Annotated in this window: 16 protein-coding genes and 1 pseudogene; 7 read left to right on the plus strand and 10 right to left on the minus strand. The window is 39.4% G+C overall.

Going from position 1 to position 16,358, the window contains the following annotated elements; all coding sequences use genetic code 11:
• Positions 1–2: 2 nt before the first annotated feature.
• Positions 3–2,069 (plus strand): pitrilysin family protein, encoded by a 2,067-nt coding sequence (locus QZ620_RS01575; protein WP_295178362.1) that lies wholly within the window; start codon positions 3–5, stop codon positions 2,067–2,069.
• Positions 2,070–2,114: 45 nt separating this feature from the next.
• Here the strand turns inward: QZ620_RS01575 and QZ620_RS01580 are convergent, their stop codons facing one another.
• Both QZ620_RS01580 and QZ620_RS13820 read right to left on the minus strand, forming a co-directional pair.
• Positions 2,115–3,011, minus strand: coding sequence for a DMT family transporter (locus QZ620_RS01580; RefSeq protein WP_295178364.1), 897 nt, complete (start codon positions 3,009–3,011; stop codon positions 2,115–2,117).
• A 101-nt stretch (positions 3,012–3,112) separates the two neighbouring features.
• A complete protein-coding gene (locus QZ620_RS13820) occupies positions 3,113–3,559 on the minus strand; it encodes a RagB/SusD family nutrient uptake outer membrane protein (RefSeq protein ID WP_366935410.1) in 447 nt (148 codons plus the stop codon).
• Here QZ620_RS13820 and QZ620_RS13825 point away from each other — a divergent pair.
• Positions 3,554–3,694 carry a hypothetical protein gene (locus QZ620_RS13825; RefSeq protein ID WP_366935411.1) on the plus strand — a complete coding sequence of 47 codons (141 nt, stop codon included), beginning with the start codon at positions 3,554–3,556 and terminating at the stop codon, positions 3,692–3,694. The genes QZ620_RS13820 and QZ620_RS13825 overlap by 6 nt on opposite strands.
• A gap of 754 nt (positions 3,695–4,448) precedes the next feature.
• Here the strand turns inward: QZ620_RS13825 and QZ620_RS01590 are convergent.
• From QZ620_RS01590 to mutY, 6 genes and pseudogenes are all read right to left on the minus strand, one after another.
• Positions 4,449–5,486 (minus strand): annotated as a pseudogene (locus QZ620_RS01590) (TonB-dependent receptor); the annotation flags it as partial.
• A 27-nt stretch (positions 5,487–5,513) separates the two neighbouring features.
• A complete protein-coding gene (locus QZ620_RS01595; protein ID WP_295178369.1) occupies positions 5,514–7,427 on the minus strand; it encodes a carboxypeptidase-like regulatory domain-containing protein in 1,914 nt (637 codons plus the stop codon).
• 85 nt (positions 7,428–7,512) lie between these two features.
• Positions 7,513–8,073 (minus strand): gliding motility lipoprotein GldD, encoded by a 561-nt coding sequence (gldD, locus tag QZ620_RS01600; RefSeq protein WP_295178372.1) that lies wholly within the window; start codon positions 8,071–8,073, stop codon positions 7,513–7,515.
• Positions 8,070–9,392 carry a gliding motility-associated protein GldE gene (locus QZ620_RS01605; RefSeq protein WP_295178375.1) on the minus strand — a complete coding sequence of 441 codons (1,323 nt, stop codon included), beginning with the start codon at positions 9,390–9,392 and terminating at the stop codon, positions 8,070–8,072. The genes gldD and QZ620_RS01605 overlap by 4 nt, the downstream gene beginning before the upstream one ends.
• Before the next feature lie 21 nt (positions 9,393–9,413).
• Positions 9,414–9,896, minus strand: coding sequence for a single-stranded DNA-binding protein (gene ssb, locus QZ620_RS01610; RefSeq protein WP_295178376.1), 483 nt, complete (start codon positions 9,894–9,896; stop codon positions 9,414–9,416).
• A gap of 109 nt (positions 9,897–10,005) precedes the next feature.
• Positions 10,006–11,058 (minus strand): A/G-specific adenine glycosylase, encoded by a 1,053-nt coding sequence (gene mutY, locus QZ620_RS01615; protein WP_295178379.1) that lies wholly within the window; start codon positions 11,056–11,058, stop codon positions 10,006–10,008.
• Between the two features lie 140 nt (positions 11,059–11,198).
• Between mutY and QZ620_RS01620 the strand changes: the two genes are divergently transcribed.
• The 5 genes from QZ620_RS01620 (at position 11,199) to QZ620_RS01640 (ending at position 14,750) form a co-directional block, all read left to right on the plus strand.
• Positions 11,199–11,489 carry an HU family DNA-binding protein gene (locus QZ620_RS01620; RefSeq protein ID WP_026913962.1) on the plus strand — a complete coding sequence of 97 codons (291 nt, stop codon included), beginning with the start codon at positions 11,199–11,201 and terminating at the stop codon, positions 11,487–11,489.
• Between the two features lie 321 nt (positions 11,490–11,810).
• Positions 11,811–13,349, plus strand: a complete 1,539-nt coding sequence (locus tag QZ620_RS01625) for an Rne/Rng family ribonuclease (protein ID WP_141879263.1) — start codon at positions 11,811–11,813, stop codon at positions 13,347–13,349.
• Between the two features lie 153 nt (positions 13,350–13,502).
• Positions 13,503–13,985, plus strand: coding sequence for a ferritin-like domain-containing protein (locus QZ620_RS01630; RefSeq protein ID WP_295178384.1), 483 nt, complete (start codon positions 13,503–13,505; stop codon positions 13,983–13,985).
• 101 nt (positions 13,986–14,086) lie between these two features.
• The gene (locus tag QZ620_RS01635; RefSeq protein ID WP_295178386.1) at positions 14,087–14,287 is read left to right on the plus strand and encodes a hypothetical protein; all 201 of its coding nucleotides are present in this window, start codon (positions 14,087–14,089) and stop codon (positions 14,285–14,287) included.
• Positions 14,277–14,750, plus strand: coding sequence for a regulatory protein RecX (locus tag QZ620_RS01640; protein WP_295178388.1), 474 nt, complete (start codon positions 14,277–14,279; stop codon positions 14,748–14,750). Before QZ620_RS01635 ends, QZ620_RS01640 begins: the two co-directional genes overlap by 11 nt.
• Here the strand turns inward: QZ620_RS01640 and QZ620_RS01645 are convergent.
• Entirely contained in the window at positions 14,747–15,625 is an 879-nt protein-coding gene (locus tag QZ620_RS01645; RefSeq protein ID WP_295178391.1) for a cupin-like domain-containing protein, read from the minus strand. The genes QZ620_RS01640 and QZ620_RS01645 overlap by 4 nt on opposite strands.
• Positions 15,622–16,358: cupin-like domain-containing protein (locus QZ620_RS01650; RefSeq protein WP_295178393.1), on the minus strand; the 737-nt coding region annotated here is incomplete at its 5' end. The genes QZ620_RS01650 and QZ620_RS01645, both read right to left, overlap by 4 nt.

Below are 16,358 nucleotides of genomic sequence, written 5' to 3' on the forward strand. Positions count from 1 at the left end.
CAATGAGAAAAAATATACTAACTCTGGCAGCGTTTGCAACGCTAACAGTTGGAGTTTCAGCTCAGATCGACCGTAGCCAGATGCCCGAACCGGGTCCTGCTCCAAAAGTAAATGTGGACGAACCTGAAACTTTCAAGCTTGATAATGGAATGCAGGTAATGATCGTGGAAAACAACAAATTGCCACGAGTTGCCATGTCTCTAAGATTTGACAACGCTCCGCACGCTGAAGGTGCTAAAGCAGGTGTTTCCGGAATTGCCGGTGACCTGATTGGAACCGGAACTAAAAACATGTCTAAGGATGAGTTCAACGAAAAAGTTGACTTTCTTGGTGCACGCTTAAATTTCTACGCTGGTGGTGCGAATGCAAATACACTATCTAAATACTTCCCCGACGTGCTTGCTTTAATGGCAGACGGGATGATCAATGCAGAATTTACTCAGGAAGAGTTCGATAAGTCTAAAGCAAGAACTATCGACGGTCTTAAGAGCAGCGAAAAGGATGTTTCTTACAACGCTCGTAGAGTTCGCTCTGCACTAGCTTATGGTAAAGATCACCCTTATGGTGAATTCTCTACGGAAGAAACTGTAAACGCAGTAAAACTGGAAGATGTAAAGTCATACTATAACACATGGTTCTCTCCAAAGAACGCTTACCTGGTAGTTGTTGGAGATGTAGATGAAGATGAAGTAAAAGATCTTGTAAAAAAGAACTTTTCTTCTTGGACAGGTAAAGCGACTCCGGAAGCTAAAATGCCTGCAGTATCTAATGTTAAGCAAACAGAGATCAACTTTGTTGATATGCCAAACGCTGTACAGTCTGAAATCGCTCTTGTAAATACTATCAACCTTAAGAAAAAGGATGATGATTACTTCCCGGTTCTTGTAGCTAACAAGATCCTTGGTGGTGGTGGTGAAGCAAGATTATTCCTTAATCTTCGTGAAGACAAAGGTTATACTTATGGAGCTTACTCAAGCACCGGGAATGATAAATATGCTTCAACTTTTGTAGCCAGTGCAAGTGTAAGAAATGAAGTTACAGATAGCTCTGTAGTAGCATTTTTGGACGAGGTTTACAAAATGAGAAACGAAATGGTAACAGATCAGGAACTGGCAAATGCCAAAGCTAAGATCACTGGAGATTTTGTTCTTTCATTAGAACAGCCTTCAACTATTGCAAATTTTGCGATGGAGATCGAAACTGAAGATCTTAACGATGATTTCTACGAGGAGTATCTTGAAAGAATCGACAAGGTTACTAAAGCAGACGTTCAACGTGTTGCAAAGAAGTATTTCCTAGCAGACAATTCAAGAATCGTGATCGCCGGTAAAGGTGCCGATGTATTGGAGAATCTTGAAAAGATGACCTATAAAGGTAAAACTTACCCGATCAATTATTATAACAGATTTGGTGAGAAAACTGAAAAGCCAGAGCAAAAACAAGTTGATGCTGATATGAGCGTTGATAAGGTATACAACAAGTATATTGAAGCTATTGGCGGTCGTGAGGCTGTTGAAGGTATCGAAACTGTAAAAATGATCGCTAGTGCAAATGTTCAGGGTAGAGAACTTGGACTTGACATGACTAGAACTGCTGCTGGAAAATTAAGCCAGGAAGTAACTATGGGTGGTCAGGTTGTAAGCAAGCAGGTGTTTAACGGTGAGACAGGTTTCGTTATGCAGATGGGACAGAAAATGCCATACAACGAAGACCAGATCAAAGCTGCAAAAACTGATGCTGATTCTTTTCCAGAATTAACTGTTGGTGAAGCTAAGATCGAAGGTATCGAGCAGGTAGACGGTAAAGATGCTTACGTAGTAAGTGCAGATGAGACTACAAAGAATTACTATGCTGTAGATAGCGGACTAAAAGTACAGTCTGTAAAAACAGTTAGCCAGGGAGGCCAGACAATGAGCATTCCAACTGGTTACGGTGATTACCAGGAAGTAAAAGGAGTAAAATTTCCTTTCACTATCTCACAAAGTATGGGACCACAATCTTTTGAATTTAAAGTTTCAGAAATTATGGTGAACGAAGGAGTAGAAGATGCAGATTTCTCTGTAGAATAATTATTTCTTCTGAAAAATATGAAAGCCCCGTCTCCGGGGCTTTTTTTATTTGGTGCTATTTCTTCTTCCGATAATATTTCTTGAGCGATTCACAATGAATACACCCAGCAGTATCACTAATGCCGAAATTAACTGCCAGAAACTAAAGACCTCTCCATCCAACATTCCCCAGCCAAGAGCAACAACTGGAATAGTATAAGTAACTGAAGTAGTAAATACAGGATCTGAGATCTGTATCAATTTATTGAAAATGATCATTGCCACACCGGTTCCAATGACACCCAGGATTCCCACGTATACAAGCGATAATTCAACTTTAGTAGTAATAGGCTCCAGTTCAAAAAATCCTGAAAAATACAGGATCAAAAGTGCTGGAAACAAGAGCACAAAAAAGTTCCCTGCGGTAATTCCAAGCGGACTTATATCACTCATCTTAGTCTTGAGAATATTCACGTTAACAGCGTAACATGCCGTTGCTATAATCACCAGCAGACTATAAAAGTAATTCTGATCTGGATTAATACTCGCCCCGCTAAGGATGAGTCCGAAGGTTCCTAGAAGGCCAATGATCACGCCGGTAATCTTATTCTGTGTGACTACCGCTCGAAAGAATGCAGCGCCCACAAGCAGCGTTAATAATGGAGTGGTCGCATTTAATATAGAAGCGATGGCACTATCGATTTCGGTTTCAGCAAAAGCGAAAAAATATACCGGAAAGAATGATCCCAGAGATCCTGAAATTACGATCCATTTCCATTGTTTCCCATTCAGTTTCATCAAACTTCGGAAACCTATAAATATTAGAAACAGTGCTGCAAAGATGATTCTGAAAGACCCAACCTGCAAAGGACTCAATCCTACAAGTGCTTTTTTGATAAGGATAAAGGAACTACCCCAAACAATAAAAAGGATGATAAGATAGATCCACTTGATGTTTTTCAAACCTGAAAATTTTAGTCAGGCGAAGATAATTTTTAAATCTTATGAAAGCATAAAAAAACCATCCCGCAGTACGGGATGGTCTATATCTAAAATCAGCAATATTACTGGTTTTCTGTAAGCGGAATTGGAAATTGCTCAAATACATCATCCCCTTCCCTATCGGTAGGTAATTCATCCAAACGATCATACCTGCGCACATCCAGCCAGCGATGACCTTCAGCAAACAACGAATATCTTCTTTGCATAAGCATCTCATCAATAAGAGAAGCTTCAGAACTATCACCACCATAATCATCCAGTCCTGCTGAATTCCTTATTAGATTCAAAGCTTCTACAGCTTCAGAAGGATTCTGATAAATATTTGCTTCCGCATAAAGAAGTATTAGCTCCTCATTTCTTATGATCGGGATCGCATCTATATTGGAAGTATATCTGAAAACAGCGTAATCTCCTGTTAGAAAATCGAAGGTTAAAGGTTCACTTCGCTGGGCAACTTTACTAAGTCGCTCGTCTCCATCCTCAGCATCACTCACGAAATCTGGCTGCACGATCCTTGCTCCGGCTGTTGTCGCTTCGACTGGAAAGAACAATGGATTCAGGATATCAGTTTGATCTGCACTAAAGTTGTAGTAAATACCCTCATCAAGCATGGAAGCATCCAAGGTGAGAAAACTATCTTCTAGGTAATCCAATACCGCAGGAAAATCTTCCTGGTATGCCGCTACCCTCGCTGCAATCGCTTTATTTGCCTCTAAGAATGATCCAGGAGTATTGAAACCTGAAAAACCAGAAGTAAGCGTAAATGGATAGGAATCGCCTCCATTCTGTAGATCTCCCGCCGCCTCATCAAGCAAAACTCTTATAGCAGTAAGCGCTGCATCATAACCTAAGAATGGTCCCAGATTATTTTCATCACTCGCCTCTACTCGAACACCGTTTTGATAAGTAAGATTCAAATTAAGCAGCAGTTCGTGCGCTTTCACAGTCTTTAAAAAACCTTTAGTTACGCTAATTTCTGAGTCTGAAAATTGAGCTGAAACGTCCTGAACTTCTATAAATTCAAGGATCAAGTTCACATTTTTCACAGTTCTGTACCTGGCCGCCCATGGATTGGTAATATAAAAGGTATTATTATCCAGCACCGCGTTTTCTTTTCCTAAAAGATCTGCAGTAAATCGTGGATCTGAACTGGAAAATCTCCAGTATTCACGGCCTATCACGCCAAGATCATCATAATAAGTCCCGAGGCTTACGCGCATACTGTAAAGCACACCGCCAACCAGATCCTGAAGATCACCTCTGGTTAGATTGTCACGGAAAGCATCTACTTCCGGGTTATTTAGGTCTGAAAACTCTTCAACATCGCAAGCCTGTAAACCGCTAATTAAAAAGAAGAGTATGAATATTTTAGTTAATGTATTTTTCATCATCTACGTATTAAAAATTAACTGCTAAGTGTAAAAGAAATCTCTTTGAAGAAGGGAATGGAGTTACATCAACCCCGGTAAAAATTCCGTTTGCTCCAAAGTTGGACACTTCAGGATCATAACTGTTATAATCAAAAATGTTGATTAGGTTGGTTCCCGAGAATCCAAGTTTGATATTATCTATAGTGCCGTTCAGGAAATCATCATAAACTTCCGCAGGAATATTATAGTATAAACCAAGCTCACGCATTCTTAAATATGAAGCATCTTCTACAAAAACCTCTGCAGATGATCCTAACTGACTCACCCTGTAAGGTCCGTTTCCAACCTGACCGTCTGGATCGAGATCTACAGTATCATAATCGTGACTGGTTCCATTAAGGTCGGTTAACAAAGTTGTAAGATTCACGTTTTCTCCACCGTTTTTCCATTGCCAAACAAAGGATAGATCGAAGTTCTTATAAATTAGCTGAGAGTTGAAACCCATTTGAAAATCTGGTTCGGCATCTCCAAACTTCTGAAATCCATTTTCACCAGGATTAGGTCCAATCCCAACGATTTGGGTAGCGCTCGAACCTTCTTCAATTCTGAAGGTTCCCAGGGTTGCTCCAAAAGCTCCAATATTAAAAGGATCTACATCAAGCCTGGTAATTTCTGAAGTGTTCTTATAGAAATTTACCCCAAGATTCCAAGTAAAATCTTCTGTAGCCACAGAAACTGCATCAAGCGTTAATTCTATACCACGGTTTCGTAACTCCCCGGCATTTACGAATTCACTGGTAAATCCTGAAGAAGGTTCCAATGCGGCCTGAAGAATTAGATCTTCAATGGTTTTGATATAATAGGTAGCAGAGAAATTAAGCCTGTTTTTAAAGAAGCTTACATCTGTACCAAATTCAAGTTCTTTCTGTCTTTCAGATTCAAGATTACGATCTCCACGCACTCCAATTAAACTTATTCCAAGCAATCCATCTGTAGAAAAGGTATTATATGAAGTGAAAAGTGCTCCAAACGGCGGGAAATTTCCAGCCTCACCGTATGCTGCTCTTAATTTAAACTGACTCCACGGACTGCTTTAATTCCAGAATCCGAATTCGTTAAGATTTACCGCTACAGATGCTTTTGGATAATAATATAACTCGTTCGCATCACCATTATTAGACGATTTATCACCTCTAAGACCTACCGTTGCGATTACTTTATCCTGAAAATTCACCTCTTCCTGAACAAAGAAACCAGAATCTTCCTGCAGCAATCTCGTTTGGTTCACACCAGTATTCGCTGCCTGATCTACGTTAGTTTCAGAAGCAACGAGACCGGTAGCAGAGATCAATTGCGTATTCCTGTCAAAATTCTCTCTGGTCACCCCAGCCTGAGTACGGAAGTTGAGATCGTTTCCGGTGAAATAATTATGGACCAGGAATGCTGATAAGTTGTAGTTCTTGTTTTGAGTATCACCCTGAACCGCAACTCCATTCAATCCACCATTAGATGGCTTCTGAAATTGTAAGGATTTTGGAAATATCGCTCTGGTTTTGAGTCCGTAGAAATCAAGACCTCCACGAAGGATCAACTCGAGATTAGAACTTTCAGCAGTATAAAGATCAACATTAGCGGTTCCACCTACAATGAACCTGTTCACGGTCTCATTATTTCGAACCTGATCTCTGGTTTGTAAAGGATTGGAAGCTCCGGCAGGATTATCTGGATAAACACCATCTTCATTAGGGAATAGCTCAAGCCACGGTGTAGTTCCGGTAAGCGTCACCCCAATCGTAGTTCCTGAGTTATCATTATTAAAAAAACCTCTATTCGCAGATGAATGTGCATAACTGGAACTTAGTCCAAGCTTAATGAAGTCGGTTGGTTTATGGTCAAGATTCAATCTCAGGGATGTTTTCTTGTAACCTGTCCCTTTAACGATACCTTCCTCATCATTATGAGTAATCCCGGTATAAAATCGAGTCTTTTCACTACCTCCGCTCATACTGAAGTTCGTGATACTAATAAGTCCTTTTTCTCCAAAGATTTCTTTTTCATAATCTACAAGTGTGCCTTCCTGCTGAGCTTCCAGGAAACTTGCCGCGGCTTCATCGCCAAAGCTATCGCGCACACGCTGCTCGTTATAGTCACGAAGACCTAAAAGATTGTTTACTTCTGTCCATCCGGTTGCCTGAGAGAAATTGAAAATAGTTTCTCCTGCCTTACCTTTTTTAGTAGTAATGATGACCACCCCGGCGGCGGCTCTGGAACCATAGATGGCTGCGGCAGATGCACCTTTAAGTATTTCGATATTAGCAATATCTTCAGGGTTGATATCTGCGATCCTGTTTGACGGGTTATCCTGGTTAGATGCACTACCACCTGCAGCTGCTGCAGATACTACGTTTAGCCCGGCTGCGATAGAACTATTGTCAATATAAACACCATCAATAATATAAAGTGGTTGTGTATTACCCTGAATAGAGGTCGCTCCACGAAGTTTTACCGACAGACCACCACCTGGCGCTCCGGAATTTGCACTTACCGTTGCTCCTGCGAATTTACCATATAGTGCACCATCAAGAGTGGGAGGGGGCGTTCTACCTGATATTTCACTTGCAGAGAGGGATGACACAGCATTCGCCGCATTCGCACGTTTTACTGAAGTTGCCAAACCTGTAACGACCACTTCGTCGAGGGTAGCTGAAGATTCAACAAATTGAATAGTCATAGGGGAATTGGAGGTTACCCTGATTTCCTGAGTCTCAAATCCAAGGTAGGAAAAAACTAAAGTAGTAGGCAGAGATTCTACGCTAAGACTATAATTACCATCAAAATCACTCGTGGTCCCGTTCGTGGTTCCTTTCTCGATCACGTTAACGAAAGGTACCACCTCACCAGTGGCTTCGTTAATGGTCTTACCCTCCAGCACTTCCTGTGCACACATAATTGTTGAGGTAAGCAGAAAGAGAATTAACCTGAGAGATACCAAATAAATTTGCCTCATAATTAATGAATTTATGGTTACATTAACAATAAGACCTTTTTTGCTAAATAATTAAGAAATATACCGGTGAAGTATCAATAAAACATCAATTCCACTGAAGACTTTCCATTAAATGTCTAATATCCTGTTTGAGGTAATTAGCCGCAGGAACAATGGAATCATAATTCGGCAAACTATCGAAGTACACAGAACCAGTAATAAAATGATCTGTACTATCTGTCAGGTAAAACTGCGCCTGGGAGGCGGCGTTACCTTCTACCTCATATAACATGCCGTAGGTTTTATGCAGGTCGTTCATGTACACATCCCCTTCTATAGCATCTGCTTTTACAGTATGTTGTAATGGTAGTTTCTGGGCATCGGTAAGTAAAGAATCCAGATTATTTCGAACAGGCTGATATGTAAGAAAAATCACCCCATTCATAGCATCATAATTAATGTTGATCCAACACGGAATTTTATTTCTTGAAGGCGAAATTCGAGCGTCAATGTTTTTCTCAAATGTGTACGGGCAACCAATATTAACCTGTTCATAGTGTGCATCGGGATACTCCAGCGCAAGGAAGGCTTTTGGTTTTGGTTGTACCTCGTCCTGACAGGAACCAACTAAAAACAAGAGACTTATTATAAAGAATAATTTTCTCATACAGGAGCAATGTTCAACTTGATTTGCTTGATCCTTTTATCGTCGATCACTTCAATTGAGAACGTATAATTCAGGAATATGATGTCGTCATTTTTCTTTGGAAAACCTCCGGAGATCTCAAGTAAGAATCCAGCCAAAGTATCTGCCTCTCCTTTTTGATCTTCGAAAACCGTAGGATCTTCGATTTTGGTGATTTTGTAGAAATCTTTAAGCGGAGTTTTCCCTTCAAAGACGAAGTTATTTTCGTCGAGTTTAGAATAGATAAGGTCTTCGTCATCAAATTCATCACTAATATCACCAACAATCTCTTCTATTATATCTTCCAGGGAAATAAGTCCGCTGGTTCCGCCGTACTCATCCACAACAATAGCAAGATGATTCTTCTTGTTTTTGAAATCATTCAAGAGATCGTCGAGTTTTTTATTCTCAGGAACAAAATAAGGTTCACGAAGCAAACTCGTCCAGACGAATTTCTTGTCATTTAAATAAGGCAACAGATCTTTAATATACAGAATCCCAATAACATTATCTACATTTTCTCGGAAGACCGGAATCCTGGAATAACCGTTTTCAATGATCTCAGGAATTATTTCGTCGTAAGGACTTTCTTCATTCAGGGCGAAAATGTCCATTCTTGGACGCATCACCTGCTTAGTATCTGTATTTCCGAAGCTAACGATACCTTGCAGGATTTTCTGTTCTTCCCGGGTTGTATCTTCTTCGCTGGTAAGTTCCAGCGCCTGGGAAAGATGATCAATGCTTATAAAAGAACGTTGTTTCCCAAATTTATCATGAAAATAGAGCGTTATGGCTCTCATTGGGGTGCTTAAAGGCGAAAATAGCGTATCCAGAACATTAATAGGATAAGCCATAAAATTGGAAAACTGCACCTTATTTCTACTCGCATATACCTTCGGAAGGATCTCTCCAAATAACAAAATCAGGAATGTTACCAGACCTACTTCAAGTATAAATCGCAGATCAATGCCAAAATATGTGGTATTCATCCTTCCGAAGATATCATCGGTAAGACTATCGAATAGCAGAACAATGGCAATATTGATAAAATTATTAGCCACAAGAATCGTAGCCAGTAATTTTTTAGGTTTTTCAAGCAGACTGATGACTATATTCTGTGTCTTTGACCTCTTCCCATCTTCAGTAATGAAATTCGCGGGGGTAAGTGAAAAGAATGCTACTTCTGCTCCAGAGATCATCGCAGAACATAATAATAGCACGAATAACGTTATCAGGCTGATAAGCTGGGTAATTCCCATTGAGGCTAGAAACAAAAGCAAACTGGGAGGTTCCGAATCCAAAGGCTGAAATTTTAGTTAAACTTAGAAGGGTAAATCGTCCTCTTCTTCTGTCTGGTTATAAGGTTTGTTTCTACTTCCGGGACTTTGAGTCGCCGGTTGTTGCTGCTGCGCAGGTCTATTCTGACTCATTTGCTGATTTCCAGTAGATGGCTCTGCAGAACTTTCATTTTTAGGAGTGAGAAAAGTGAATTCTGTACAATGGATTTCTGTAGAATATCGCTCGCTTCCAGAATCATCCTGCCATTTACGGGTCTTTAAACGACCTTCGATATAAACCTTGTCTCCTTTTTTCAGGTATTTTTCACAGATCTCTGCAGCTTTATTCCTAACAACTACGTTGTGCCACTCAGTATTAGTTACTCGTTCACCAGTTGTCTTGTTGGTGTAGCTTTCGTTCGTAGCAATTGGAAAACGCCCCAGCGATCCTCCACCTTCAAAATAATGCATTTTCACGTCATCTCCTGTATGCCCAATCAACATTACCTTGTTCAATGTACCTGTCATTTCAGTATAATTTTGAAGCCAACAAAGGCTTAGTAAGACTAAATTTATTCTAAAATACTAATTTTTTTTCGCCATAAAGGCAAAAACGAGCAAAGATATAAACAAGCATCTATTTATAATCCTCCGGAAGGAACTCATTTAAAAAATTTTCTATAAGTACCGGTACTGGATAATCCTTCAGGTCATTGAAAGTGATGGATTCGAGGCTTTCAGCATCAATATTCACAGTCCAGAAGGTTGTGTGCAGATGTTGATGAGATAGTTTATGGACAACCTCCTTCTCATTATATATATCTAGCTCAAAATTTTGATCCCCTACGAGTTCCTGAAAATTCTCTGTATCTATAAGCTCTGCTTCACCAACCGGTTTATTCGTCTCTACAAGCGGAAATTGATAAAGTCCGGACCAGATTCCCTTTCCTTTTCGTTCTTCAAGAATGGTCTGCTCACCCCTGAAGTGAGGAACCAAATAATTAAAGTATCGATGCCTGATCTTTGTTTTCTTAAGCTTTACAGGCAGCTCCTTGATTTGATTATTCTTCAAAGCCAGACATACATCATTAAAAGGACAGGTCTCACACAAAGGATTTTGAGGCTTGCATTGAATGGCGCCAAATTCCATGATCGCCTGGTTAAAAGTAGCCGGATCCTTATAATCTATAAGCTCCTGCGCTAATGCTTTAAATTCTTTGATTCCTGGTGTACTATTAATAGGAGTTTCCACTCCAAAAATTCTGGATAAAACCCGGTATACATTCCCATCTACGACAGCAACCGGTTCGTTGAAACAAAAGGATGCGATAGCACTGGCTGTATAATCACCAACACCTTTTAATGTCTTAAGTTCTTTATAATGATCTGGAAAATTCCCCTCCAGTTCTTTAGAGACCCTAATCGCTGTAGTATGCAGGTTTCTAGCTCTCGAATAATAACCCAATCCCTGCCATAGTTTTAACACCTCCTGCTCCGGGGCATCGGCCAGGGCATGGACATTAGGATATGCTTCAGTAAAACGCAGGTAATAGGGCAAACCCTGTTCAACCCGTGTTTGTTGCATTATTATTTCGCTAAGCCAGATTTTATAGGGATCCTGAGTAGATCTCCATGGTAAGTCGCGTTTGTTTTGCAAATACCATTGCTTCAGTCTTTTGGAAAAAACCATAGTAAATTATGAATCTCCGCAATAATAGAGGTTTATTCCGTTATTATTAGTGAATTAGGTTTGAAATATTGCAGATTTAATTCTTATATTTGCCCCCTTGAAAAATTGAACCCCAATAATTAAATTTAAATAGCACGAAAATGACGAAAGCAGATATTGTAGCAAACATTTCAGAAAAACTGGGAATGGAAAAGGCAGACGTACAAGCTACTATAGAATCTTTTATGGATGAGGTTAAAACATCGCTAGAAAGTGGAGATAACGTGTATCTTCGTGGTTTTGGAAGTTTTGTCGTAAAGACCAGAGCTGAAAAAACTGGAAGAAACATTTCTAAGAACACAACCATTAAAATTCCTGCTCACAACATTCCTGCATTTAAACCTGCAAAGATTTTTGTAGAAGGAGTTAAATCAAATGTTGAGGTAAAGTAAATTGAAATACCGGACGACCCGGTCTTTCCAAGAAATAAGTATTAATTTAAATGACATTGCACTATGCCAAGTGGTAAAAAAAGAAAAAGACATAAGGTGGCTACGCACAAGCGTAAGAAGAGAAGAAGAGCTAATCGCCACAAGAAAAAGTAGTGTGACAACTACTTTTTTCATTTAATTACAATCGTTCTTTGAAATTGAAACCTTCAGCAAACGAGTTTTGCTAAAAAGGTTTCTTCAGGATTCAAAACCTGTGAAAAAATAATGTTTAATCCATCTATGTCTGTAATTATTACAGGTATGGATATAAAATCTGGAAGTGTGGACAAAGAATTAATTATCCGGTCCGAACCTTCTGCTGTAGATTTTGCCTTATTAAAAGATGGAAAACTTATTGAACTTAACAAAGAGGAGGACAGCACCAAATTCAATGTTGGAGATATTTATATTGCCAAGATTCGAAAAGCTGTTCCTGGGTTAAATGCCGCATTTGTAAATGTTGGCTATGAGAAAGATGGTTTTTTACACTATCATGATCTGGGACCTCAGATCTCTTCTCTGGTAAAGTTCATCAAACGTGTAAGCACAGGTAAACTAAAAGATTATTCTTTAAAGAATTTTTCTATTGAAAAGGATATAGACAAAAACGGCTCTATTGCCGATGTCCTAAAATCCAATCAATCTCTACTGGTTCAAATAGTTAAAGAACCAATCTCCACGAAAGGCCCCAGGATTAGCTCAGAGCTATCCCTGCCAGGGCGTTATATCGTTCTCGTACCTTTTTCAAACAGGGTTTCAGTTTCTCAAAAAATTGAAAGCAAAGAAGAAAAGGAACGTTTAAAGAGACTGGTAAAAAGCATCAAACCTAAAGGTTTTGGTGTAATTGTTAGAACCGTAGCTGAAGGCAAGAAAGTAGCAGAACTGGACAGAGACCTACAGAATTTAGTTGGTCGCTGGACAGGAATGTGTAAAAAATTGTATAAACCTCATCACCCGTCGAAAGTACTGGGAGAATTGAACAGAGCCTCTTCATTGTTAAGAGATATATTCAATGATTCGTTTACTTCCATTTGCGTGGATGATGAAACACTTTATACGCAAATCAAAGATTATGTGAGCGAAATCGCTCCAGAAAAAGAATCAATCGTAAAGTTGCATCAATCCAATCAACCCATTTTCGAAAAACACGGTATCGAGAGACAAATAAAAACTTCCTTTGGGCGCACCGTATCTATGAGTAAAGGCGCCTATCTGGTAATTGAACATACTGAAGCTATGCACGTCGTTGACGTAAACTCCGGTAACCGTTCCAATAAATCCAAAAACCAGGAAGACACTGCGTTAGAGGTTAACATGATAAGTGCCACAGAAATTGCCCGGCAGTTACGCTTGCGTGACATGGGTGGTATCATAGTCGTGGACTTTATAGACATGAACAAAGCCGAAAACAGAAAGAAACTCTACGATCACCTGCGTAACGAAATGAGTGATGACCGTGCTAAGCACAAGATTCTACCTCCGAGTAAATTCGGATTGATACAAATTACCAGACAACGCGTAAGGCCTGAAATGAATATCAAGACCCGTGAGGATAATCCAAACGGAAACGGCGAGATCGAAGCACCAATTAGCTTGGTGAATAAGATCAAAGTCGATCTTGAAAAGCTTATCAAGAAAGATCATAAAAAGATCACCCTTAGCGCACATCCCTTTATTGCAGCCTTTTTAACTAAAGGCTTTCCATCTCCCCGCTCCAAGTGGTTTGTTGACCACAAAAGGTGGGTGAAAATTTTACCTCGCGATGCTTACACGTATTTAGAGTACCACTTTCACGATAATGACGGGAAAGTGATCCAATAACAAGAACGCCTTTCAAGCAATTGGAAGGCGTTTTTTTATGCCCTATTCTGAAATTGCCAATTGGCATTTGAGCAACAATTCTTTGGCATTGGTTTAACTACAGCCATTTATTCTTCAGCTTAATTTTATCTTATTAACCATTTAAAATTAATCATGAAAAATTTAAAAGATTTATTCGAACACCAACTGAAGGATCTCTACAGTGCAGAAACCCAATTATTAAAAGCTCTTCCTAAGATGGCTGAAAATGCTACCGATGCTAAGCTGAAGAAAGCATTTGAAGCGCACCTGGAAGAAACCAGGGAACACCAGCAACGCTTGGAAGAAGTTTGCAAGGAACTGGAAATTAAACCAACCGGTGAAACCTGCAAAGCCATGAAAGGACTAATTGCTGAAGCTGAAGCATTTCTAAAAGCAGATGCTGAAAAAGAAGTGCGTGATGCCGGTTTAATTGCAGATGCTCAAAGAGTAGAACATTACGAGATCTCAGGATATGGAACTGTAGTTCGCTACGCCAAAGAACTGGGTTACGATAGTATTGCCAAAAAACTACAAAAAACTCTCGACGAAGAATATAAGGCCGACGAGAAGCTCGACAAACTAGCAGAAGGCCGACTGAACAAAAAAGCTAAATAGTACAATCAGATAAGCATTTAAAAACCTTCCATTCAGGAAGGTTTTTTATGTTTGAACTTTTAATTTTTAGCAATTAGAGTTCAAAATTCTATATTTGGAACATGAGAAAATTTCCTCTTATTGTAAGCAGTGTCACCCTAATCCTGGGGTTTGCCTTCTATGGGGAGATTATTACCTTCAATTTAGGTGATACGTATTATCTAATCCCTGCGGAAGTTGCGCTATTTTCAATCTGGTTTTTAATTACTATCATTTACTGGGCGTTTCAATTGAAAAGATACCTGTCCCGAAATGAAGCATAAATTCAAATCTTATAGTGTAGAAGAAGCTTTACAGAAGTTGATGCATTTCTGCGCTTACAGAGATCGCTCTCAGAAGGAAGTAGAAGACAAATTGAATGAAATGCATATGATCGACGCCGCAAAGGAAAAGATCATCATAGAACTCATGCAAGAAGGCTTTCTAAACGAAGAACGTTTTGCCAGAAGCTTTGTAAGAGGAAAATTCAGAATTAAAAAATGGGGCCGTATTAAGATCACTCAGGAATTGAAGAAAAGGGGAATTTCGTCGCCTATCATTAAAATGGGACTTACCGAAATCAAAGAATCTGATTATCGTACAACGCTTTTTGAACTTGCTGAAAAGAAACTTGAGAAGATCAACGAACCAAATGAATACAAAAGAAAAGGTAAGCTGGCAGATCATCTAATGCGTAAAGGTTATGAGTCTTCCCTTGTTTTTGACTCTATCCAGGAAATACTTTAGTCGATCTTATTTTTGCTATGCGTATTCCTTATTGCCTGCTCATTCTTGTAATCGATCCATTTTTGTCCGCGTAATTTTCGCATATAATTATCAAAATGCCTCATAAAAACAAGGTTATATATAGCCTTGGAAAAGTTTGTAAGCGTTCTTGGAGTTGCCCGTAAACTCATGGAAAAACCGGCAGTAAGATAGGTCATATGATGCCAGTAACCTTCAGGCATATACAAAGTCTCTCCGTGTTTAAGTTCTGTAACGAAGCCTGTGGCTTCCTTAAGCGCAGGAAATTTGTCATAATCCGGATTTGTAAAATCTATATCCTCGCGGCTTATCAAAGCGTGTGGCACCTTATATAAATATTTACTTTCAGAAGGTGGAAATAAGATACAACGCTTTTTTCCGTGGAAATGAAAATGGAGAATATTCGCATAGTCTATGTCATAATGCATAAACACCTTACTGTTCTCTCCGCCAAAAAAAAGCATAGGTAACTGCTTTAAAAAACGCAGACCCATATCCGGAAAATTGAAATCTTTTTGAAGCGCGGGAACTTCCTTCATTAAATGATATAGAAATATTCGGTAATTCGTAGGTTCTGACTTTAAAAGATCTACATAATCCCGCATTTTCATTTTAGTATGCGGCTCGTTGAATTTGAATTCTGAACTAATTGGGCGATCATCATACAATGGCACTTCCTTGTCCCCGGCAACATCACTTATATACTGCAGATTCCATTTTTCGTAAGCAGGCCAATCCTCGATTAAACGTTCGATCACCACTGGCTTTTGCGGTCGAACATAATCTCGCACAAAATCTGCTTTGGAAATGGTCTTAACCTTCGGTATGTTCTCAAGTCTCATAAATTCATCCTTCATTTAATACCGGCATAGCGATGTGTACGCTCAATTGCCTTGCGGTTTTTATAGTCTACCCATTTCTGACCCTTCAATTTACGCATCAAATTATCATAATTCCGCATAAATAGAAGATTAGATATAACCTCTCCCAGATCTGATGGTTTAGTGGGCAGCGATCTAAGCGTGAGTGACAAACTTGGAGTTTCATATTTCACCCAGTGCCACCAGTGACTGGGAATATACAAAGCATCTCCGTGTTCTAAAATGCATTCAAAACCTCGGGCTTTTGCTAAAGCAGGATATTTATGTAGATCTGGATCATCAATATCAATGATTTCCATACTTACTATAGAATAGGGCACCTTGTATAAAAAACCTGTTTGATCTGGTGGATACAGGATAATACGCTTTTTGCCTGCAAAATTGAAATGGAAATTATTTGCAAGATCCATATCGTAATGCATAACGACCTTAGAACCTTCTCCTCCAACGAATAATACCGGGAGTTTCTTAAAAAACTTGATTCCCAGTTCCGGATACTCAAAGTCTTCAATAAGTTCCGGGCAGTTCTGAAGTAAATTAAAGAAGAACATCCGCAGATCTGTAGGACCATTCTCTAGGATATCTATATAGTCTTTGAAAGGTATTTTTTGAGCAGGACCATGAGAATTAGAATGACCGCTGGCAGGTTTGCCGTCATACAATGGAACGATTATCTCTCCTGCTTTCTCTTTGAAATAATCAAAATTCC

It is taken from the genome of uncultured Christiangramia sp., assembly GCF_913046405.1.
Taxonomy (GTDB): Bacteria; Bacteroidota; Bacteroidia; order Flavobacteriales; family Flavobacteriaceae; genus Christiangramia; species Christiangramia marina.

What these genes read in the sequence shown, in the direction of transcription:
- QZ620_RS01575 (WP_295178362.1), top strand. Translation starts at nt 3, where the DNA reads ATGAGAAAAAATATACTAACTCTGGCAGCGTTTGCAACGCTAACAGTT.
- QZ620_RS01620 (WP_026913962.1), top strand. Translation starts at nt 11,199, where the DNA reads ATGACGAAAGCAGATATTGTAGCAAACATTTCAGAAAAACTGGGAATG.
- QZ620_RS01635 (WP_295178386.1), top strand. Translation starts at nt 14,087, where the DNA reads ATGAGAAAATTTCCTCTTATTGTAAGCAGTGTCACCCTAATCCTGGGG.
- QZ620_RS01595 (WP_295178369.1), bottom strand. Translation starts at nt 7,427, where the DNA reads ATGAGGCAAATTTATTTGGTATCTCTCAGGTTAATTCTCTTTCTGCTT.
- QZ620_RS01640 (WP_295178388.1), top strand. Translation starts at nt 14,277, where the DNA reads ATGAAGCATAAATTCAAATCTTATAGTGTAGAAGAAGCTTTACAGAAG.
- gldD (WP_295178372.1), bottom strand. Translation starts at nt 8,073, where the DNA reads ATGAGAAAATTATTCTTTATAATAAGTCTCTTGTTTTTAGTTGGTTCC.
- QZ620_RS01630 (WP_295178384.1), top strand. Translation starts at nt 13,503, where the DNA reads ATGAAAAATTTAAAAGATTTATTCGAACACCAACTGAAGGATCTCTAC.
- QZ620_RS01645 (WP_295178391.1), bottom strand. Translation starts at nt 15,625, where the DNA reads ATGAAGGATGAATTTATGAGACTTGAGAACATACCGAAGGTTAAGACC.
- ssb (WP_295178376.1), bottom strand. Translation starts at nt 9,896, where the DNA reads ATGACAGGTACATTGAACAAGGTAATGTTGATTGGGCATACAGGAGAT.
- mutY (WP_295178379.1), bottom strand. Translation starts at nt 11,058, where the DNA reads ATGGTTTTTTCCAAAAGACTGAAGCAATGGTATTTGCAAAACAAACGC.